The organism is Terrisphaera buseokensis (assembly GCF_047521145.2).
Lineage (GTDB): Bacteria > Verrucomicrobiota > Verrucomicrobiia > Opitutales > Opitutaceae > ER46.
The window spans coordinates 2987514-3006393 of sequence record NZ_CM134186.1 but is presented as its reverse complement, the minus strand read 5'-3'; the positions used below and the strand labels follow the sequence as shown (position 1 = coordinate 3006393).

Annotated in this window: 11 protein-coding genes and 1 pseudogene; 2 read left to right on the top strand and 10 right to left on the bottom strand. The window is 64.3% G+C overall.

From position 1 onward, the window contains the following. Positions 1-121 precede the first annotated feature (121 nt). From ACLJEU_RS11150 to hisG, 3 genes are all read right to left on the bottom strand, one after another. Entirely contained in the window at positions 122-1126 is a 1005-nt protein-coding gene (locus ACLJEU_RS11150; protein ID WP_414664970.1) for an agmatine deiminase family protein, read from the bottom strand. 149 nt (positions 1127-1275) lie between these two features. Next, on the bottom strand, positions 1276-2154 hold the full coding sequence (locus tag ACLJEU_RS11145; protein WP_414664935.1) for a carbon-nitrogen hydrolase: 879 nt from the start codon (positions 2152-2154) through the stop codon (positions 1276-1278). 271 nt (positions 2155-2425) lie between these two features. Continuing rightward, positions 2426-3286 (bottom strand): ATP phosphoribosyltransferase, encoded by an 861-nt coding sequence (hisG, locus tag ACLJEU_RS11140; protein ID WP_414664936.1) that lies wholly within the window; start codon positions 3284-3286, stop codon positions 2426-2428. 239 nt (positions 3287-3525) lie between these two features. Between hisG and ACLJEU_RS11135 the strand changes: the two genes are divergently transcribed. Next, positions 3526-4293, top strand: a complete 768-nt coding sequence (locus ACLJEU_RS11135; protein WP_414664937.1) for a response regulator transcription factor — start codon at positions 3526-3528, stop codon at positions 4291-4293. 60 nt (positions 4294-4353) lie between these two features. Further along, on the top strand, positions 4354-4722 hold the full coding sequence (locus tag ACLJEU_RS11130; protein WP_414664938.1) for a four helix bundle protein: 369 nt from the start codon (positions 4354-4356) through the stop codon (positions 4720-4722). Between the two features lie 9 nt (positions 4723-4731). On the opposite strand, the gene ACLJEU_RS11125 is transcribed toward ACLJEU_RS11130, so the two are convergent. The 7 genes and pseudogenes from ACLJEU_RS11125 to pilM form a co-directional block, all read right to left on the bottom strand. Further along, positions 4732-5724, bottom strand: a complete 993-nt coding sequence (locus ACLJEU_RS11125; protein ID WP_414664939.1) for a 5'-3' exonuclease — start codon at positions 5722-5724, stop codon at positions 4732-4734. 174 nt (positions 5725-5898) lie between these two features. Further along, positions 5899-10824 carry a beta strand repeat-containing protein gene (locus ACLJEU_RS11120; protein ID WP_414664971.1) on the bottom strand — a complete coding sequence of 1642 codons (4926 nt, stop codon included), beginning with the start codon at positions 10822-10824 and terminating at the stop codon, positions 5899-5901. A 36-nt stretch (positions 10825-10860) separates the two neighbouring features. Next, a pseudogene (locus tag ACLJEU_RS11115) lies at positions 10861-11985 on the bottom strand (Ig-like domain-containing protein); the annotation flags it as partial. Positions 11986-12190: 205 nt separating this feature from the next. Next, on the bottom strand, positions 12191-15049 hold the full coding sequence (locus ACLJEU_RS11110; protein ID WP_414664940.1) for a type II secretory pathway, component PulD: 2859 nt from the start codon (positions 15047-15049) through the stop codon (positions 12191-12193). Between the two features lie 59 nt (positions 15050-15108). Then, on the bottom strand, positions 15109-15981 hold the full coding sequence (locus ACLJEU_RS11105; RefSeq protein WP_414664941.1) for a hypothetical protein: 873 nt from the start codon (positions 15979-15981) through the stop codon (positions 15109-15111). 2 nt (positions 15982-15983) lie between these two features. Then, positions 15984-17084, bottom strand: a complete 1101-nt coding sequence (locus ACLJEU_RS11100) for a hypothetical protein (protein ID WP_414664942.1) — start codon at positions 17082-17084, stop codon at positions 15984-15986. A gap of 2 nt (positions 17085-17086) precedes the next feature. Then, positions 17087-18850 (bottom strand): pilus assembly protein PilM, encoded by a 1764-nt coding sequence (pilM, locus tag ACLJEU_RS11095; RefSeq protein WP_414664943.1) that lies wholly within the window; start codon positions 18848-18850, stop codon positions 17087-17089. Positions 18851-18880: the final 30 nt, after the last annotated feature.

Genomic DNA, 18880 nt, shown 5'->3' with positions numbered 1-18880 from the left:
CACGGCAACCGTGTGAGCCAATTTTCAGACCATCGATGCCTGTCCGCGAATCACGCGAATGACACGAAAAATTCCCGGCTCGGCTTTCGCGTCATTTGCGTGTTTCGCGGGTCAAATGAATTCACGCCGGCTGCTGCTGCGAGATGCAGTGCAGCGTGCCAAGGCCCCAGATCAGATGGTAACAGTCGATCGGGATCACTTCGCGCCCGGGGAAACAGGCGCCGATCGTCTCGCACGCTTCGGTGTCGCGCTTCTTCTGGCGGAACGTCGGCACGAGCACCGCGCCGTTGATGATGAGAAAATTCGCGTAGCTCGCGGGCACGCGCTGGCCCTGAAACGAAAACGGCTTCGGCATCGGCAGCGTAACGATGTCGAACTTCTTGCCCACCGGCGTGCGAAAGCCCTGCAGCCGTTCGCGCACGTCCTCGAGGATCGGATGGTTCGGATCGCGTTTATTCGCCTCGACGGCCGTCACGAATCCGTCCGGCTTGAAGAAACGCGTGATGTCGTCGATGTGGCCGTCCGTATCATCACCCACGATCCCCTCGCCGACCCAGAGAATCGTTTTCACGCCGAGATAGTCGCGCAGGTTGCGCTCGATGTCGGCGCGCGTGAGATGCGGATTCCGGTTCTTGTGCAACAGGCACTGCTCGCTCGTGAGGAGCAGGCCGCGGCCGTTGACGTCGATCGATCCGCCCTCGAGCACCATGTCGTTCTCGAAACGGCGCAGCTTCAGCTTGCGCGCGATGCTCGGCGGAATCTCGTTATCCTTGTCATACGGCGGGTATTTGTCGCCCCAAGCATTGTACTTCCAGTCCGTGATGGCGACTTCCCCGGTCTCGCGGTGCTTGACGAAGATCGGCCCGTGATCGCGGCACCACGTGTCGTTGGTCGGATGATCGTAGAACGTGACCTTCGTCATGTCCGCGCCCGCCGCGGTGCACAGGCGTTTGGCGCGCGCGTGCAAGGCGACCGCGGCGTTGATCCGCACTTCCTCGAAGCGGCTGATCTGCGCGACGATTTTCGCGAAGGTGTACGGCACCGGCCGGAACTGTCCCGGCCACGAGGCGCGTTTGTGTGGCCACGAAAGCCAGACGGCGACCTGCGGCTCCCATTCGGCGGGCATGCGGAACCCCAGCTTCGCCGGGGTTTCGATTGCGGAATGCGGAATGCGGAGGGCGGATTTCTTCGTGGCCACGGTGCAGGAGGATTGGTGGAAGCGCGGGCGTCCCGCCCGCAATTCATGGACGCAGGCCGGAGGCCTGCACTCCCGGGTCAATCGATGAAGCGGCGAGTGAGGTCGCCGTAGGCGTCGATGCGGCGATCGCGGAGGAAAGGCCAGTGGGTGCGCGTGACGTCGACCTTCTCGAGATCGATCGGGACGAGCATGACTTCCTCTTCGTCCGTGCTCGCCTTGGCCAGGATTTGTCCGCTCGTGCCGGCGACAAAACTCTGGCCCCAGAATTCGATGCCGTCGCCGCCCTCGGGCGTCTCGACGCCGATGCGGTTCACGGCGGCGACGTAGCAACCATTCGCGACGGCGTGGCTGCGCTGGATCGTTTCCCACGCGCCGTGCTGGTTGACGCCGTATTCCTGTTTCTCACCGGGGTGCCAGCCGATGGCCGTCGGATAGAACAGAATCTCCGCGCCCTGCATCGCCGTGAGTCGCGCGCCCTCGGGATACCACTGGTCCCAGCAAATCAGGACGCCGATCTTGCCGAACTTCGTCTCCCACGCTTTGAAGCCGGTGTCGCCGGGCGTGAAGTAGAACTTCTCGTAGTACAGCGGATCGTCCGGGATGTGCATCTTCCGGTACACGCCGAGCATCGTGCCGTCGGCGTCGATGATCACGGCGGTGTTGTGGTAGAGGCCCGACGCGCGCTTCTCGAACAGCGACGCGATGATCACCACGCCGTGTTTCTTCGCGAGCGCCTGAAACGCCTTCGAGCTCGGACCGGGGATCGGTTCGGCGAGTTTGAAGTAATCGTGCTTCTCCGCCTGGCAAAAATACTGCGAGCGAAACAGCTCCTGCGTGCAGATGATGTTCGCCCCCTGCTTGGCGGCACGCTCGGCGAGCGCGAGCGTCTTCTTCAAATTCGCCGCGGGATCACGACCACACGCGTGCTGGAGCAAACCGAGAGTTACCTTCGACATGGTTTCAAAACGTTGAGCGTTGCGCACCGGCCGCGCAACTCAGGGAAAGAAAAATTGAAAGAAGCGGAGAGTGAGAAGAGCAGGAAGCCAGGAAACCTGGAAAAATCACCCACGCGACTTTGGGCTGATCTCCTGGCTTTCTGGCTTCAAAATTTCTGCCCGGAGAGGAGGAATTCAAAAGCCAGAAAGCCAGGATACAGCCCAGACCATCGTCGCGTTTCCCGGATTTTCTCCTCCGGGTTTCCTGGCTTCCTGCTTCCACCGTCCGGGTTCAGTACACGACCTTGTTGAGCGGGTATTCGACGATGCCTTCGGCGCCGAGGGCTTTCAGCTGCGGGATGATTTCACGCACCACGCTCTCGTCGATGATCGTCTCGAGTGCGATCCAGTCGGGCGAGCTCAGTTGGGAGATCGTCGGATTGCGGAGCGCGGGCAACTGCTTGACGACGTCGTCGAGCGCGCGCTTGGGCAGGTTCATTTTCAAGCCGACTTTCGAGCCGGCCTCGAGTGCGCCGCGGAGCAGCAGCGCGATCGTTTCGATCTTCTTCCGCTTGGCCGGGATCGCCCAGCTTTTCTTGTTCGCGATCAACTTGGTGTTGGTTTCGAGCAGGGTGTCGATGATGCGCAGCTTGTTCGCGCGCAGCGAAGAGCCGGTCTCGGTGATGTCGACGATCGCGTCGACGAGATCGGGCACCTTCACCTCGGTCGCGCCCCAGGAGAACTCCACCTCGACCTTGACGCCTTTCTGTTCGAAGAAGCGCTTCGTGGTGTTGATCAGTTCCGTCGCGACGCGCTTGCCCGCGAGATCAGCGGCGGTTTTCACCGGCGAACCTTCGGGCACACACAGCACCCAGCGGGATTTCAGGGTCGACGCGCGGCTGTAGACGAGATCGCACACTTCGACGACGTCCGAGTTGTTTTCCTGCACCCAGTCGTAGCCGGTCAGGCCGCAGTCGAAAAAGCCATGCTCCACGTAACGGCTCACCTCCTGGGCGCGGATGAAGCGGCCGTCGAGTTCCGGATCGTCGATCGAGGGACGATAGCTGCGCGAGCTCGTGGTGATTTTCCAGCCCGCCTTCGCGAACAGGGCCTTGGTGGATTCCTCGAGACTGCCTTTCGGCAAGCCGAGCATTAACAGGGGAGCTTTTTCGGACACAGGCCGAAGGCACACGCCACCGCGAGCGCGTTCAAGCCTATTTCCCGATCACATCGCGGGCACAAAACGGGAAAAGCGCGGTCCGTGGCCGCTCCTCCCGCTTCAATCGCCCGGATTCCGCTTCACCTTGCGTCACGTTGCGCCGAAAACGTTTCCCGGGCGGTGGTTGACATCCCCTCGTTCGATTGTAAAAAACACCGTCACGTCGATTGGTCATGCCCACTCCTACTCCCGCTCGCACCGAACCGAAGCCGCTCATCGTTATTGTCGAAGACGAGCCGGAACTCGCCGCTCTGATTTCAGTGCATTTGGAGAAGGCCGGCATGCACACGCAGGTCTGCAATCGCGCCCAGCACGCGCTCAAGTTTCTCAAGAAGAACTTCGCCAACCTGATCCTCCTCGACATCAATCTGCCCGATCAGTCCGGCTTCTCGCTCGTCGACGATCTCAAGGCGCAGGATATCTCGGTCCCGGTCATCTTCGTGACGGGCAACATCGAGGAAACGAGCAAGGTCAAGGGTCTCGACATCGGCGCCGACGACTACGTCACCAAGCCGTTCAGCTACGCCGAACTCGTCGCCCGCATCCGCGCGGTCCTGCGGCGCACGGAGTCGAATGCCGACCAGAATGTCACGAAGAACGTGAAGATCAGCGATGATCCGTTCGACTTCTGCGGAGCCAAGGTCACCCCGCTGCGCCTCGAAATTTCGTTTCCCGACGGTGCCACGCTCAAGCTGGGCCGCAAGGAACTGGGCATCCTCGCCTACCTCAACGCCCATCCGGGTCAGGTAATCACCCGCAAGGCGCTGATCCATTCCGTGTGGGGCATGCACGCCGACGTCCGCAGTCGCTCCCTCGATCAGTACATCGTGAAAGTCCGCGATCTCTTCGCCGACCACGGCCTGGAGTTGAAGGCCTTCCGCACCGTGCACGGCATCGGTTATATTTTCGATCCGCGCGGGGAGTCCAAGGAAGGACTCTGAATACAGTAGACAGGGGACTGGTGACAGGGGACAGGTTAGGAGATGACGCCATGGCACGCCATGGTGACTCACTTCACTGAACTCATTGTCTACCGGAAAAGCAGCGAACTGGCCACGCGAGTTTTCATTCTGTCGAAGCGCTGGCCCGCCGAAGAACGCTATTCACTCACCGATCAGATCCGCCGATCGTCGCGCTCGGTAGGAGCGAACTTGGCGGAAGCCTGGGGCAAACGTCGCTACGAAGCGCACTTCGTCAGTAAACTGACCGATGCCGATGGAGAGAATCATGAGGTGGAACACTGGCTGCTCTGCGCACGCAGAGACCGCTATCTGAACGAATCCGAAACGGCGGATCTGCTCGCACTGAAACGCGAAGTCGGCCGCATGCTCGGCTCGATGATCCAGAATCCCCATCCGTTTCTCCTCTGATCCTCCGTCTCAAAACAACTCTCCCTGTTCCGCCTCTCGTCTGTCTCCCGTCCCCTGTCTCCTGTCCCCTGTTTCCCGTCCCCTGTCCCCTGTCTCCTGTCTCTCCCCGCCCCCCGTCCCCATTCCGCCACCGACCCCGTAACGCTTCCGCGCATCCTGCGCCGTCGTGCGCATCTCGTAGCCGTCGAGCATCCGCACCAACTCCTCCGGTTGCGGCGTACGCCATTCGGGCTTCACCGGGGGCAGTGACAGGTTGAGCGTCGTCAGCTTCAGATTCATCCGCAGACGATCGGCGTCCGCCGCGACCACCGCCCGAAACCGATCGGGCTTCAACTCCGCGGCCTTCGCGATCACGCCCTCGACCGTGCCACCACAGTCGGCCAGCCATTTCGCGGCGGTCTTGGGACCCACGCCGTCAATGCCGGGAATGTTGTCCGACGTATCGCCGACCAGCGCGAGATAGTCCGCAATCTGCGCCGGCGGCACGCCAAATTTATCCTGCACGCCCGCGGCATCCAGCAGCCGCCAGCCGAGCTTCGGATTCGCCGACGGCGGCGGTAGCATGATTTTGATGCGCTCGCCGACGATCTGCGCGAAATCCTTGTCGCTGCTCACGATCACGACGTCATGCCCCGCCCGCGCCAAGGTCACCGCCTCGGCGGCCAGCAAGTCGTCGCTCTCCACCCCGTCCTGCTCGATGCCCGCGAGCCCCATCGCCCGCGTCAGCGCCTTGATCGGATCGATCTGCAGCCGCAACGGATCCGGCATCGGCTTGCGCTGCGCCTTGTAGGCCGCGTGCAACGCCTCCCGCTCCGCTGAGCCACCGAGGTCGAAAAAGACCAGCGTCGAATCAGGCTTCTCGAGATCGATCAGCTTCCACAGCGACTTCACCCAGCCGTGCAGCGCCCCGGTGGGAAACCCGTCCGCGCGCGTGAGCTCCGGCAGCGCATGAAAACAGCGGTACGCCAGGTTGAAGCCATCGACGAGAAGCCATTTGGACATGCTGCCGGCAGTTGAAAGTTGAAGGTTGAAAGTTGAAAGCAGAAATTGCCGCGTGCTCGCGAGCCGGCGGCCTTGAACGGTCCCTAGATCAATTCGAAAGCCCTGATGCACCTCAATGGTGTCAGGGCTTTCAACTTTCAGCCTTCAACTTTCAACTGAGCGCGGCGACCGCGCTCACGGATCGACATCGTACACTTCCACGATCGCCACGCCGGTGCCGTTGTTCGCGCCGCTGAGCTGCACGGTGTAGGCGCCGGGCGGGAGCATGACGATCATCGCGGCGTCCTTGCTGCCGTTGGCCAGCGGGAACGCGCCCGCCGCCGTCGCGGCCTGCGCGATGATCGCGGCGTCGTCGCCGGAAGCCCAGTCGTCGTTCGTCCGGATCGTGCGGCCGCTCGCCTGATCGATGAGCGTAAGACGCGGATCGGCGAGCACGCCGGGCACGCGAAGGTTGGCCAGCGTCGGACCGACGCCACGAATCAACATGCGGCGCGAGGCCGTGCCGTTCACGACGAAGCCGGCAATGAGGATGTTGGTGCCCGTGCCGACATTGCCGCGGGTCGAGACATTCGACGCCTTCGGACCGGCCGGGCCGCCCTGGGTGACATCGTACACTTCAATCAACACGACGCCGGACGCGCCGGCATTCGCCGCCGGCCCCTTGGCCTGCACGGTGTACAGACCGGGCGGCAAGGCCGCCACGACGGCAGCATCGTTGGAATTCGGACCGGCGAACGCGAAGGCTCCGGCCCGCGTCACGGCCTGTTGCACCTGCTGGACCTGCGCCGCCCCACCCGCCTGGCTGCCCCAATCATCATTGGTGAGCACGGGCGTGGGGTTGTTGTTCGCGTAAACTTCGAGGCGCGGATTGCCGAGCGTGCCGGTGACGTTGAACGGCGGTCCGCTCAACGTGGGCCCGACCACGCGAATCAACATCTGGCGCGATTGTCCGGCCGTGCCGGATACGACGAATCCGCCGATGAGCACGTTGTCGCCGCCAGCCGTCACGCCTCGGGTCGAGATGTTCGCGAGCCGCGTGGGCGTCGTGGACAAGGTCAGCGTGGCGGGATCGCTCGTGGCCGAACCGGCGCTCGACGTGACCACTGCGGTGTACGTGCCGACGCGGGTCGTATCCACGTTGGTCAGACTCAGCAGCGCGTTGGTGGCTCCGGAGAGCGGGGCGCCGTTCAGCAGCCACTGGTAGGCCAGCGGCGGCGCACCCTGGGCTTCGACGCTGAACAACGCGCCGGAACGGGCGGAGACGACGAGCGACTCGGGGTGCTTCGTGATCGTAACGTAGCGGTAGTTGTAGAGAAGGTCCTTCAACGCCGCATCTGCGATCGCCTTGTTGTCTGCGAGCGCCACCAGCTCGGTGACACGCGCCGTAATCTGGTCGACGGTCACGGTGACCGGTGGACGATCGAGTTGATAATAGAGTGCCGCGGCGCGGGCCCGATTGTAGAGCGCGGTGTTGGTGGAATTCGTGTTCGTGATGAACTCGGCGAGCGCCTGATTCAGTCCGATGCTATTGTAGCCGCGGCCGAGGGTTGCGGTCAGCGTGTTGTTGCTACGGAAGGCCACGTTGGCCTGCGCGCTCGGCGAACCCAGGCCGGCGGCCTGCCACAGGCGCGCGATGTAGGTGTCGGCGGGCAGCACGCTCGTGGGGCTGTTGAGCAACGCCACGGTCGGCACCACGCCATACTTGGCGAAGTATTCGTTGGAGCCGATGATCTGGCCCACAGCGTTCGAAAGACTGCCGCGCGCAGTGGCGAGCAGCGTGGTGTAGTTCGACGGCGTCGGCCACTGCCCCATGAGCACGTAGTAGGCGGCGAGCAATTGCACCGGCGCAGTGAAGCCAGGTTGATCGACCAACGACACAACCACATCGGAGCGGGTCAACGCGCCCGATCCAAGTCGAGCGACGATGTCGTCAAACACCAGCGGATTGATCGTCGTGGTGTTGGCGATGTCCTGATAAGTCTGCAGCACGAAGGCCGCGTCCTCGAGGACCGGATTGTTGCGCCGGACCAAAACCTGGATGGTTGAGGCCACGGTGGTGTTTCCGGTGTTGTCGGTCGCCAGCGCCCACACGTTGAACGTGCCGGACGCATTCGGCGTCCAGTTCACCTGATAATTCGTGCCGGCGTTGCCCGAGGTGCCGAGGCTCGTGGCGTTCGAGAAATACTGCACCGACGTGATGGTGCCGTCCGCATCGCGGGCGTTCGACTGCAACTGCACCTGGCGGTTGAAGGCCGCGTTGACGGTCGAAGGATTGACCGTGACCGACGGCGCAATGCTCGAGGCTGCCGTGACGGTGACCGTGTTCGTCGTCGACGCCGCCACGTTGCCGGAGCTGTCGCGCGCGCGGGCGACGACTTCAGCTGTGCCCGGAGGGATGCCGGCAAACGACGCCGTGACGCGCCACGTGCTGGCCGACGGATCGCGCACCGCCTGGCCGATGCTGTCGCGATTGAGGAAGAACTCGACCTCGACCACGGAGCCGTCGGAATCCGCCGCCGTCGCGGTGAAGTTGACCGTGGACGCCGTCGTCGCGCTGCCCGGCGTGTTGATCGACACCGTGGGCGCAAGGCCGACGAGATTGGCGACCGTGACGCGGCGAGAGGTCGTGCTCGTCCCCTGCGCCGTGCCGACCGTGGCCTGCGTGGTGACAGTGTAGGTGTCCGCGGCCGTCGGCGTCCAAATCGCGCGGAACGTGTTCGTCGTGCCCACGCGCGTGCCGTTGATCGTAGTGCGCGCACCGCCGCTGGCGGTCGCGATGAACTGCATGTTCGGCACCTGCGTCGTGCTGGAATTGACGGCTGTGCCTTCGAGGAAGACCGGGGCGTTGACGGTGGTCGCCGTGGTGTCGTCGGCCGGCCGCGTGATCTCGGTGACCGGGGCGTTGACCGCGGTGACGTTCACGACGATCGACGGCGTGGAGACGACGGTGTTGCCGGTGTCGTCAGCCGCGACGACGTACAGGTTAAAGCGTCCCGCGGTGTTCGCGTTATACGTGATCAGCTGATTCTGCTGCGGGTTGCCGAGCGCGGTGTTCAACGTGCCGTTCACGAAGAGCTGCAACTGCGTGACGGTGCCGTCAGCGTCGGCAAAGTTGGGCAGAATGAAGAACTGCTGGCCCTGGGTGAGCGTGGTCGGCGACAGCGCGAGCAGCTGGATCGAGGGCGGCGAACTTGTCGACGGATTGACCGTGAGGTTGATCGGATTCGTGACCGTCTGGTTGTTGTTACTGTCGCGCGCGATCGCGTAGAGCGGGATCGGCGTGTAACGCAGGCTGCCGGTGTTCGGGTCGAGCACACTCGGCGCGGTCGAGAAGTCGAAGCGCTGGAAGTCGTACGCAAGGCGGTAGAGATTCGTCGCCTGCTCGCGGCTGCCGGTGCCGATGCTGACGTCGTTCAGGAAGAACTCGACGCTCGTGATCGTGACGCCGGTCGCCGGGGACGAAGCGTTGGCGACGAAATTGACGGTCGAGAGGCTCTGCAGATTGCCCGCCTGGCCGACGCCACCGCCGAGGGCCGGCTGTGTGATCGAGATGGTGGGCGGCGTGCCGACGAGCGTGGCGACGTTCACGTTCACCGGGACCGAGGTAGCCGTCTGGGAGTTGGTGTCGGTCACGCGCGCGGTCAGCACGTGCTGGCCGAGTTGCGCCACGGTCGGCGTCCACGAGAAGGTGTACGGCGGGGATGTGTCCGCACCGATCTGCTGGCCATCGAGGAGGAACTCCACGAGCAGCACGGCCGCACCTGCGCCGGTCTGCACCGTGGCGGTGGCCGCGAGGTTCAACGGCACGTTCGGCGTCGCCCGCGCCGTGGCGTTCGGATTCGGCGTGGTGATGGTGACGGTCGGCGTCGCAAACGCGGCCGTGATCGTCGCTGAGGTGGATACGCGTGTGTTGCCGCGGTCATCCGTGGCGATCGCATCGATGGTATAGGTGCCGGGAGCCGTCGGCGTGAACGTAGAGGTGTACGAAGTTGCGGGAGGAATGATAACTGGATTGCCGCTATTCACGAGTGCAGGGCTTCCATTCACGAAGAACTGGACCGACGCGACGGTGCCGCCATTTGCTACGGCAGTGGCCGCGAGGCTGACGGCTGCATTCGGGACGACGGCGGCGTTGTTCGTCGGCGTGAGCAAACTCACGGTCGGCGGCTGGCCGATCGGAGTGACGACCAAAATGGAAGTGAGCGTATCGCGCGCTGCGCCCGCATTGTCCGTAGCACGGGCCGAAAGCACGAAGGTACGCGACTGCTCGCCGTCGCCGAGCGGCGGTGCCACATAGCGGTAGCTGTAAGGAAGCGAGGTGTCTTCTCCAACTTTTGTGCCGTCGACGAAGAATTCCACGCGGACAATGGCTCGGCCCGTCGAGGGGGCCACGGTCGCGAGAACGTTACGCACGGCTCCGCTGGGCATGGTGAGAATCGGAGATGGCGCCGGTCCTGGCGCAAACGAAAGAGCGATGCTGGGTGATGAGCTATCTGTCACCGAAACGCCCACTGCCGGCGCTGCGACGGCGTTGCCGCTATTGTCGGTGGCAATAGCGGTAATCGAAGCGATGCCCGAGACCGTGGGAGTCCAATTGATGCTCCAGGTTGGGCCCGACACCGTGGCGTTGCCAATCGACGTACCGTTCACGAAAACCTGCACTGACGAAATTGAGCCATCCACATCGGAGGCCGTACCGGTGATTGGAGTGACGGCATTCACCCCGATGAAAGAACCGTTAGCAGGCGTGACGATTGCCGCCAAAGGCGCCGAACCAATCGTACCTGATAAGGAAATCTGCACCGGTGTCGAAGTCGCCTCCTGGCCGTTGACATCAGTCGCCACGGCCGTGAGCAGATGTGTGCCGACGGTGTTCGGAGCGGTGAACAGGAAATTGTAGGGTGCGGTCGTGTCGGTGCCGACGAGCGTATTGCCATCGTAGTACACCGACACGCGATCGATCAGGCCGCCGCCCGTGACCGTGGCCGTGAGCGCACGAGTCGAGCCGGCGGGAATGGCGGACGAGCCGGTGAGAGCGAGAGCGACGGTGAACGATGGGGCACTCGTCACGTTTACACCGACGGTCGCCGAAGTGGCCACCGCCCCAAGTGAATCCGTTACCCGGGCGGACAATGTAACTGCGCCCGCCGCTGTCGGCGTCCAGCTGACAGAGTAAGGAGAGGCAAATGACGTTCCGACAATGGTCGTACCTGCAAGAAAATCCACGCGGGCAACCGTCGCGTTCGTACCAGCGCTTGCCGTCGCCGTCAGCGTGGTGGCACTTCCGATAGCAACAGAGGCACCGTTACTCGGCGTAGTCAGAGCGACCGTCGGCGTGGTTGTCGTGATCGGAGATACTGTAACGATGACTGCCGACGAGGTGACCGGAGCCCCATTGGAGTCCGTAACACGTGCTGTCAGGGTAACGTTGCCCGCAGCGGTGGGCGTCCAATTTACGCTGTAGGGCGGATTGATGGCCGTGCCGACAAGGGTCGTACCTGCAAGAAAATCAACTTTGGTGACGGTCGCTGGAGAAACGGCCGTGGCAGATGCATTCAAGGGAACGACTGATCCCACCGTCACACCAGAACCGCTCAATGGGCTCGTGAGAACGACGGTCGGAACGGTTACGTTGACCACGGCCGGAGTCGAAGAAGCGCTGAAACCGGCGGAATCAGTGGCCCGGGCCGTGAGGCTCACGGAGCCAGACGCGGCCGGAATCCAATTGAATGAGTACGGCGCTGAAAACGAGCTGCCAATCACGGTCGACCCGGCGAGGAAATCAACTTTCGTGATGGTGGAGCCACCGCTGGGGGACGCCGTTGCCGTGAGTGGCACCGTCGAACCGAGGCCAAGCGACGAGCCGTTGGCCGGCGTATCCAATGTCACCGAGGGACCGAATCCATTCACTGTTACGATCACCAAGGGGGAAGTCGCCGTGTTCAAATTCGGCGTCGTGCCGGTGGTCACCACCGACGTATCGGTCACAGACGCCGTCAGAGTGTACGTGCCAGGCGAAGACGGAAACCAAGGAATTTGGTATGAAGGACCAAAAGCGCCACCTCCTACCGTTCCAATCGACGTACCGTTAGCAAAGAACGTCACCGAAGAAACCTGAGTGCCGACCGGACTGCTCCCTATACCCACGTTTGCTACGATGATGAAGCTAGGCGGGCTCCCTGCCAACGTTTGCGTACTACCGGTTCCTGGCGAGGTAATCGAAATCGTCGGCGTCGCGAACGCCGTCGTCGCCGCCAACATGGTCACGGCGCAGAGCGCCGTCAGGGCGCGCATACTCGCGACGAGTACATTCCCCTGTGGGCGGGGTGCCCCCACCCCGCGAACTTCGGATGAGGATGACGAACGCAAGCGGGGTGCGGACACCCCGCCCACAGTCGATCCGGGAACGGACGCGGCGGAAAAGAATCGCCGGAGGAAAGTTTTCATGACGGGCGTCGTGAACAGATTACTTGGCCCCGCTGCGCGTGCGCGGCTCGGCGCTGGCAGGAGTCACGATGGTGGGATTCTGGAAGAGCGAGTTCGCCGGCGTGTTCTTCAACGACTGCTTCTTCGGCGAGCCACCGGGGCTCACCAGATTCGCCGTCACGAAGATCAGCAGGTTTCGTTTCTGCGCGCTTTCACCCTTCGACCGGAAGAGCCGGCCGACGAGCGGGAGGTCACCGAAGAACGGCACCTTGTCGTTCACCTTCTTCACCTCTTCGCGCGTGAGGCCGCCCATGACGAGCGTCGCGCCGTCCCAGATGGTCACCTTGGTCGAGATGTCGCGGACGGAGAAAATCGGCTGATAGAACCCGGGCGGCACCGTCACCGTGGTCGTGCCGGAGATGGCCACGCTCGGTCCGCCGTATTCAACGAAGCCCTCGAACTCCGTGACCTTCGGGTTCAGGTCGAGGCTGATGCTGTAATCGTCCTCCTCAACGGTGGGCGTCACCTTCAATTCCACGCCGACGTTGCGCGAGGTGAACTCCTGCGGCGTGCCGGCCGTGATCGTCACACCGGCGGCGCCACCAGCGACCGCACCCGTGCCGACTTGGCTTTGAATTTCACCGTAGCTCTGCGGATAACGCAGTTCCTGCGCGACGGTGATGTTGGCGGGATTACCGGAAAGGACGGTGAGTTTCGGAGAGCTGAGGAGGTCGGTGCCCTGCTTCTGCGAGAGCGCGCGGACGGCGGCGCTGACGTCGAACTCGCCGACGAAGCCAACGATGTTGGCGAGCGCGTTGGCGGTGGCCGCGAGCTGAACGGCGCCGGGAATGTTGGTCGGGGCGACGGGCACGCGAAGCTGGCCGGTCGTCTGGTTCGGATCGGTGTCCGAGGTCGTGATGGCGGGATCCTTGATCACGAGGGCATTCGCGTTCGAAGTGCTCGGGAACGCGCCGACGAGCGAACGGTTGATGCCGGCGCTCGTGTAGAGCTCCTGCGGGTCGAAGATCTGCCGGCCGTTGCTGTCGAGCACGGGTGCGCCGGTGGCGGGGTTCACGCGCGGCACGCCGCGACGGGAGAGGTTCCAAGTCACGCCGAGTTCCTCGAGCGCGCCTTCCTGCACTTCCATGAACTTCGCCTCGATCTCGACCTGACGGACGTCGTTGTAACGGGCGAGAATGTTCCGGATGCGCTCGTTGTTGCGCGCGGTCTGCGTCACGATGATCGCCGAACCGTCGTAGGCGAGCGAGCTGCCTTCGACGCTGAAGCTGACGCCAGCCTGGGTCAGGAACGCGCGCATCGCGGACGCCTCGCCGCCACTGGCGGTCGGTTCCGCGCCGGCGCCACCCGCGGCGTAGGGATCGCGGCCCGCTCCGGCGGCGCCGCCGGCCGACGAGGACATGCCGCTCATGCGCAGCACCGTGGCGCGCGTGACGGGGAAGAACTGGGTCTCGAGCGTGGACGTCTCGCCACCGGGACGGACGATTACAGCGTCCGACTGGACTTCATATTGGTAGCTCACCTGTTCAGTCACGAGATCTAGAACCCGCTTTAGCGACATCCCTCGAAGTGCAATTGTTACAGTTGGGTTCTTGTCGGTCGGGTCAATGAGAGCCACATTTACCCCTTTGGGGGACGAATTGCTCGGGTCATACGTGGCTGAGATTTCACCCAGAATATTCACGATGTCTCGGAGTGACGCTTTCGAATAAACGAACTCCGGGATGATAATGGAGTTCAGCTTCTGAACCAACGGTGCCGCGGCCTCGACGGCCGAGGGTTCACGAACCCGTTCCTGGTAAATTCCGGGGCGCTGCCAGCTCTTGGCCACTTCCTCGAGCAGTTGCGCGCGGGTTTTCTCACGATTGAGGGCACCGGTCTCGGTCTTCTCCTCGGCGATGCGGAGCAAGAATCCCTTCGCGACCGTGTTGTCGGGCTCCTGGGCTTCGATGGCGCGGAACGTGCCCTGCGCGCCGTCGAGGTCACCGGCTACATATTGGGCGCGGCCCTTGGCGATGAGTTGGGCGGTGGCGGCGCGATCGGCGACGAAGCCCGGGTCGACGGCGGCGTTGACGGGCTTGGCTTCGGCGCGGGCAATCTGGCGCTCGATGCTTTGGGCGCGCGTGGACGACGGCGCGAGTTGCGCGTGGGCGGCCAAGGCGGTGCGGGCGGTGGCGGAGTCGCCGCGCTTGAGGGCGGATTGCGCGCGCTCGAGCAGCGCGGACGCCTTCTCCTTGTTCAGGTCGGCGACGAGTTTCTGGGTCAGGGCGTTGGCGGGCAGCGCGGCGATGGCGGCGTCGACCATGGCGATCGCGTCGTCGGGCTGGCCGGCGCGCAGCTGCGCGCGAGCGGTGGCGAGCTGAGTCTGGCCGGTGCTCACGAGCTGGGCGATGCGGGCGGACTCGGCGCGGGCGATGGCGTCGGCCTCCACTTCGGCGGCGGACGGCGTGCCGGGCGTCACGGGCGGCGGCGTCTGGCCGGGCTCGGGGATGCGCACATCGATCATGGCCGGACCGCCGGTGGTGGTGGCGGGCGGGCGGGAAACAGGAGCCGCGGCGACGGGGGCCGGAGCGGCGAGCGCGGCCTGCTGGGCGGCGGCGCGTTCGGCAAGGGCGCTTTGCTGGGCGACGGCCTGCGCTTCGATTTCGGCGCGGAGCTTCTGCACCGCGGGATCGTTCGGGGAAAGGGTGGCCAGCTGGGCGAGCGCCTTCTGGGCACCGGCGAGATCGCCTGCATCACGGGCGCGCAGCGCATCGGACATCAGTCGGATCTTGGCGTCCGTCTGGCTGGGCGCGGGCGCGGCGCGCAACGGCATGGCCGCGCCGGGGAAGGCGACGGCGAGCACGACGAGCACGGACGCGAGAAGGGGGCGAGTATTCATTGCTGGAAAGGGGAAGAAGCGGGGAAAGGAGGAAAGGGATGGGGGCGGCGGAGTTCGACTCAGGGCGCGCGTTCGGTCTCGGGGCCCTCGGGGACGTCGGCCTCCCGGGGCGTCAGCACCCGGCGATCCGGCTGCGGCAGCGAAGGCGATTCCTTCTCGATCTCCACGGTCGGCGGAGTGGTTTGGATCTGCCCGATGCGGAACGTGGCGTCGTCGAGCTTGAACATGTCGCCCGAACGCACCTCGCGCGTCGCGCTCGAGCCGGACGGCGCCACAAACGCGAAGACCGTGCCGGTGAAATGCCGTTCGCGGTGCGTCAGCGTGATTTCGCGGCCGGCTTTTTCGTCCACGATCACGGCGGTCGCGACGCGCTGCATCGTCGACATGCTCTCGCCCATGCGGATGGGCTGCGCTTTCACGTCGAGACTCTTGATGGTGACGTTCAGGTTCGGCACGCGCCGACCGGCCGAGGCGAGAAAGACCTCGCCCGAAAGAACATTCTGGAACGTGCCGCGCCAGTTCCCCTCCCCGCCCACGTAGCCGATGAGTTGCAGCCGGAACGGTTCGGGCCGGACGGCGACGAGTTCGACGCCAAAGGCCTCGACGGCCTCATCGTCGAGCAGGCTCGACGGCGGCTTCACGGTGAACTGCTTCGAGCGCGCGTTGTAGAAAATCTCCGGCGGCGTGAAGGTGTCGTAGATCCACTCGCGCCCGCGTTTCTGCGAGGTCGGATTGCCCCAGGTCTCGGTCTTCACCGGCGGCGCGTCGGGCGCCTTCGCCTCATAGGGCGTGTTCGACAATTCGACGCGCGCAATTGGCACGCTGTCGGCACCGGGTTGCCGAATCGCCAGATAACCGAAACCGGCCGCCGAGATCAGGGCCACCGCGAAGGCGGCGCCGACCAGAAGTTTGTCGCGAGGATGAACGGCCATGGTCAGGAGGTCGGCGGGACAGCAGCACCGTCGGCGGGGGCGGGAGCGGCGGGTGGCACAAGTTCAATGAACTCGACCGTGACCGTGAATTTGGACAGCGGCTTGGAAACGATCGGGACCGCGGTGGTTGGCTTGACGGCGCGGGGCGCGGACTTGGCCGCGACGACGGCGGGCTTCGGCGCAACCGTGAGTACAACGGAATTGGGCGTCGCGGCGGCCGCAGCCGGATCGGCGAGCGCAGCGGCGGCCGCGGCGGCGTCTTCGGTCAGGGCGACCGGCGCGGATTCCTCCACGGTGGCGGTCTCGACCTCGACCTCGCGCACGAGCACCGGGAGTTCGAAGGATGCGAGCCGGTTCAGGAATGTGCGCAATGCGGCGGTCTGGCCCGTGAAGACAAATTGAAACGCCGTCGTGTCGATGAAGCCCGGCGCACGGGCGGTCACGCGCGGATCGATGCTGAAGTAATCCGGACCTTCCTCGCCGGTGATTTCCGGTGCGGGCTGGCCGTTGGCAATCGCCGCGGCCTGGGCCTCGCGGTCGGCCTTGGTGAGCGTGCGTTCGCGCTTGACCGTGAAGAGCGAGCGCGGGCGCGCCTCGAGCAGGGCTTCGACCAGATACTGCGCGATTTGACGCTGCCGGAAGACGGGCTCGATGTGGTCCTGCATCGGGCCTTCATTCGTATAGGAGGCGAAACCGAAGCGCGCGGCTTCGGGGCGAATCTCGACGTCGTTCTTCCGGGCGAATTCGCGACTCTTTTCCACGAACGTCGCGAGGTCGAAATAGGCATCGGTGCGGACCGTCGGGACCTTGGCGCTGCGGATGCGCTCGGCGGCGGGACCGCGGCCCTTGAGTTCGCCCTGCATGGAAAGCAGGGCCTTCTGCGCCTTGGCGAGATCGGCCTCGATCGCGGCGGCGACGTCCCGGGTCGGCGGGGGCGTGAGTTGCGCCATGCTCTGCAGATCGGTCTCGCGTTGCGCCAGGCGTTTGACCGCGGCGCGCGAGGCGGCAAAGCGCTCATAGATGAACGCGAGTTCGGCGAGGGCGAGGACGCCGCACACAATGAGCGCGAAGGCGAAGAGCGGATTTTTGCGAATGAAGCTCATCGCTACAGCGTCTTCTTGGGATTGATCACGAGCGTGAAGTCGAACTTCAGGAGACCATTCTGGTTATTGTCGAACCGCTCGTTCTCGACCGCGGTGATGAATTGGGAACCGGTGAAGCTCGCGAGCAGCTGTTTCACGCGAAGCGTCGAATCAGGACTCACCTTCGATTGCGGATTCGACACATCGAGGAGCCGTCCGCTGAGCGCCAGCCGCAACGGCGGGCCGGCGGGAACCACGGGCGCGGCGGGAGCGTTGGGATCAGCGGGCGGTGCACCCGCGGTCGCCGCTCCACTGTCCCCTGCCCCCTGAGCAACGGCTGCGTCCGGCGTCGCTCCTGGTTCGGGCAGCGGCGGCCGCACCACCTGCAGGCGGTCGAGCCACACGTCCTCGATTTTCACCAGACGTTCCTGGAGATCCGCGAAGAAGTTAATCCAGTTGGCCTTGGTCTCGTACGCTCCTTTGAGCGCGGTGATCTGCTTGGAGGCCTCCTCGATCTGGCGGAGGTTCTCGGCGTTGCGATTCTCGACGGAGCGCAGCGGCATGAGCTGGCTGTCGACGCGGGAGATGCGTTCGAGCGTCGCCGCGGTGACGCCATGAAAATAAACGATCGGCGGCACGAGCGCGAGGACGGCAAAGAAAGCGGCGGTCGCGAGCATCGGCTGGCGTTTGCGAAAGGCGAGCGCCTCGGTCAACGCGGGCGGCAACAGACTCGCCTCGGATTCCGCCTTGTGCACGAGCCGGGTGGCGAGACCGACCAAATCGGCGAGGACCGGCGAGGCGTCTTCGGCGCCGGCCGCGCGGGCATCGGCCGAGAGATCGACGTTCTTGAGCGATGCGTAACGCTCGACGGGCAACCGCAGTTTTTCGGAGAGCGCGGCCGCGAGTCCATCGATCAGCGAACCACCGCCCGTGAGGTAGGCGGCCACCGGCGCCGCCCCACCCGACTGCCGCCGGTGATTGACCGCGGAACGCGTAATCTCGACCTGGAGCTTGGTGCAGAACGCGGAGGCGGCGGTGAATACCGCGCCGCGCGAGGGCGAGCCCGTCGGCAGATCGCTTTTGCCGGAGAGGACCTGAATCTTCAGCGTCTCGGCGGACGCAAAATCGATCCGCAGTTCCTCGGCGATGGCCTGGGTGACGGCGTTGCCGGCGAGCGCGAGCGTGCGGACGTAGAAGCGTTCGCCCTCCATGAACATCAGGCTCGTGGTGCGCGCGCCAATGTTCACCAGGATGACGCTGTCATGAACGGCCGGGTAATTGTAGCGGAACGCGTGGCACAGCGCGAGGCTCGCGGGCGTGGCGCGCTCGACGGGAAACCCGGCGGCATCAGCGGCGCTGCAGAGCGACTGCATCGCGTCGAACTTCACCGCGCTCAGCATCACCTCGAGATCGAAGCCGTCGTCCGAGACGACCTGATAATCCCACACCACTTCCTCGAGCGGGTACGGAATGTTTTCCGCCGCTTCGAAGGCGATGATCTTGCCGCGCTTTTCCTTCGCGACCGAGGGCGTCTTGATGAATTTCGAGAGGGCGAGGTGGCCTGGGACGGCGATGGCCGCGGGGCCGGAGAGCTTGCGGCGGGCCGAGACGGCTCCGAGCGACTGGGCGATCTCGACGGACCAGCGCGCCTCGTGCGAGGGGTCCGAACTGTGCGGCTCGAGCGCAAATTGTTGCAGCACCAACCGGCCGGAAGCGCCGACCGTGAAGACACCACACGCGACATGGCCTGCGCCAATATCAACGGCTAGAACGCGGGGGGCTCGCATAAGTGGTGAATGAGAAAGGCGATTTCAGAT

What these genes read in the sequence shown, in the direction of transcription:
- ACLJEU_RS11130 (WP_414664938.1), top strand. Translation starts at nt 4,354, where the DNA reads ATGGTGACTCACTTCACTGAACTCATTGTCTACCGGAAAAGCAGCGAA.
- hisG (WP_414664936.1), bottom strand. Translation starts at nt 3,286, where the DNA reads ATGCTCGGCTTGCCGAAAGGCAGTCTCGAGGAATCCACCAAGGCCCTG.
- pilM (WP_414664943.1), bottom strand. Translation starts at nt 18,850, where the DNA reads ATGCGAGCCCCCCGCGTTCTAGCCGTTGATATTGGCGCAGGCCATGTC.
- ACLJEU_RS11150 (WP_414664970.1), bottom strand. Translation starts at nt 1,126, where the DNA reads ATGCCCGCCGAATGGGAGCCGCAGGTCGCCGTCTGGCTTTCGTGGCCA.
- ACLJEU_RS11110 (WP_414664940.1), bottom strand. Translation starts at nt 15,049, where the DNA reads ATGAATACTCGCCCCCTTCTCGCGTCCGTGCTCGTCGTGCTCGCCGTC.
- ACLJEU_RS11100 (WP_414664942.1), bottom strand. Translation starts at nt 17,084, where the DNA reads ATGAGCTTCATTCGCAAAAATCCGCTCTTCGCCTTCGCGCTCATTGTG.
- ACLJEU_RS11135 (WP_414664937.1), top strand. Translation starts at nt 3,526, where the DNA reads ATGCCCACTCCTACTCCCGCTCGCACCGAACCGAAGCCGCTCATCGTT.
- ACLJEU_RS11125 (WP_414664939.1), bottom strand. Translation starts at nt 5,724, where the DNA reads ATGTCCAAATGGCTTCTCGTCGATGGCTTCAACCTGGCGTACCGCTGT.
- ACLJEU_RS11105 (WP_414664941.1), bottom strand. Translation starts at nt 15,981, where the DNA reads ATGGCCGTTCATCCTCGCGACAAACTTCTGGTCGGCGCCGCCTTCGCG.
- ACLJEU_RS11145 (WP_414664935.1), bottom strand. Translation starts at nt 2,154, where the DNA reads ATGTCGAAGGTAACTCTCGGTTTGCTCCAGCACGCGTGTGGTCGTGAT.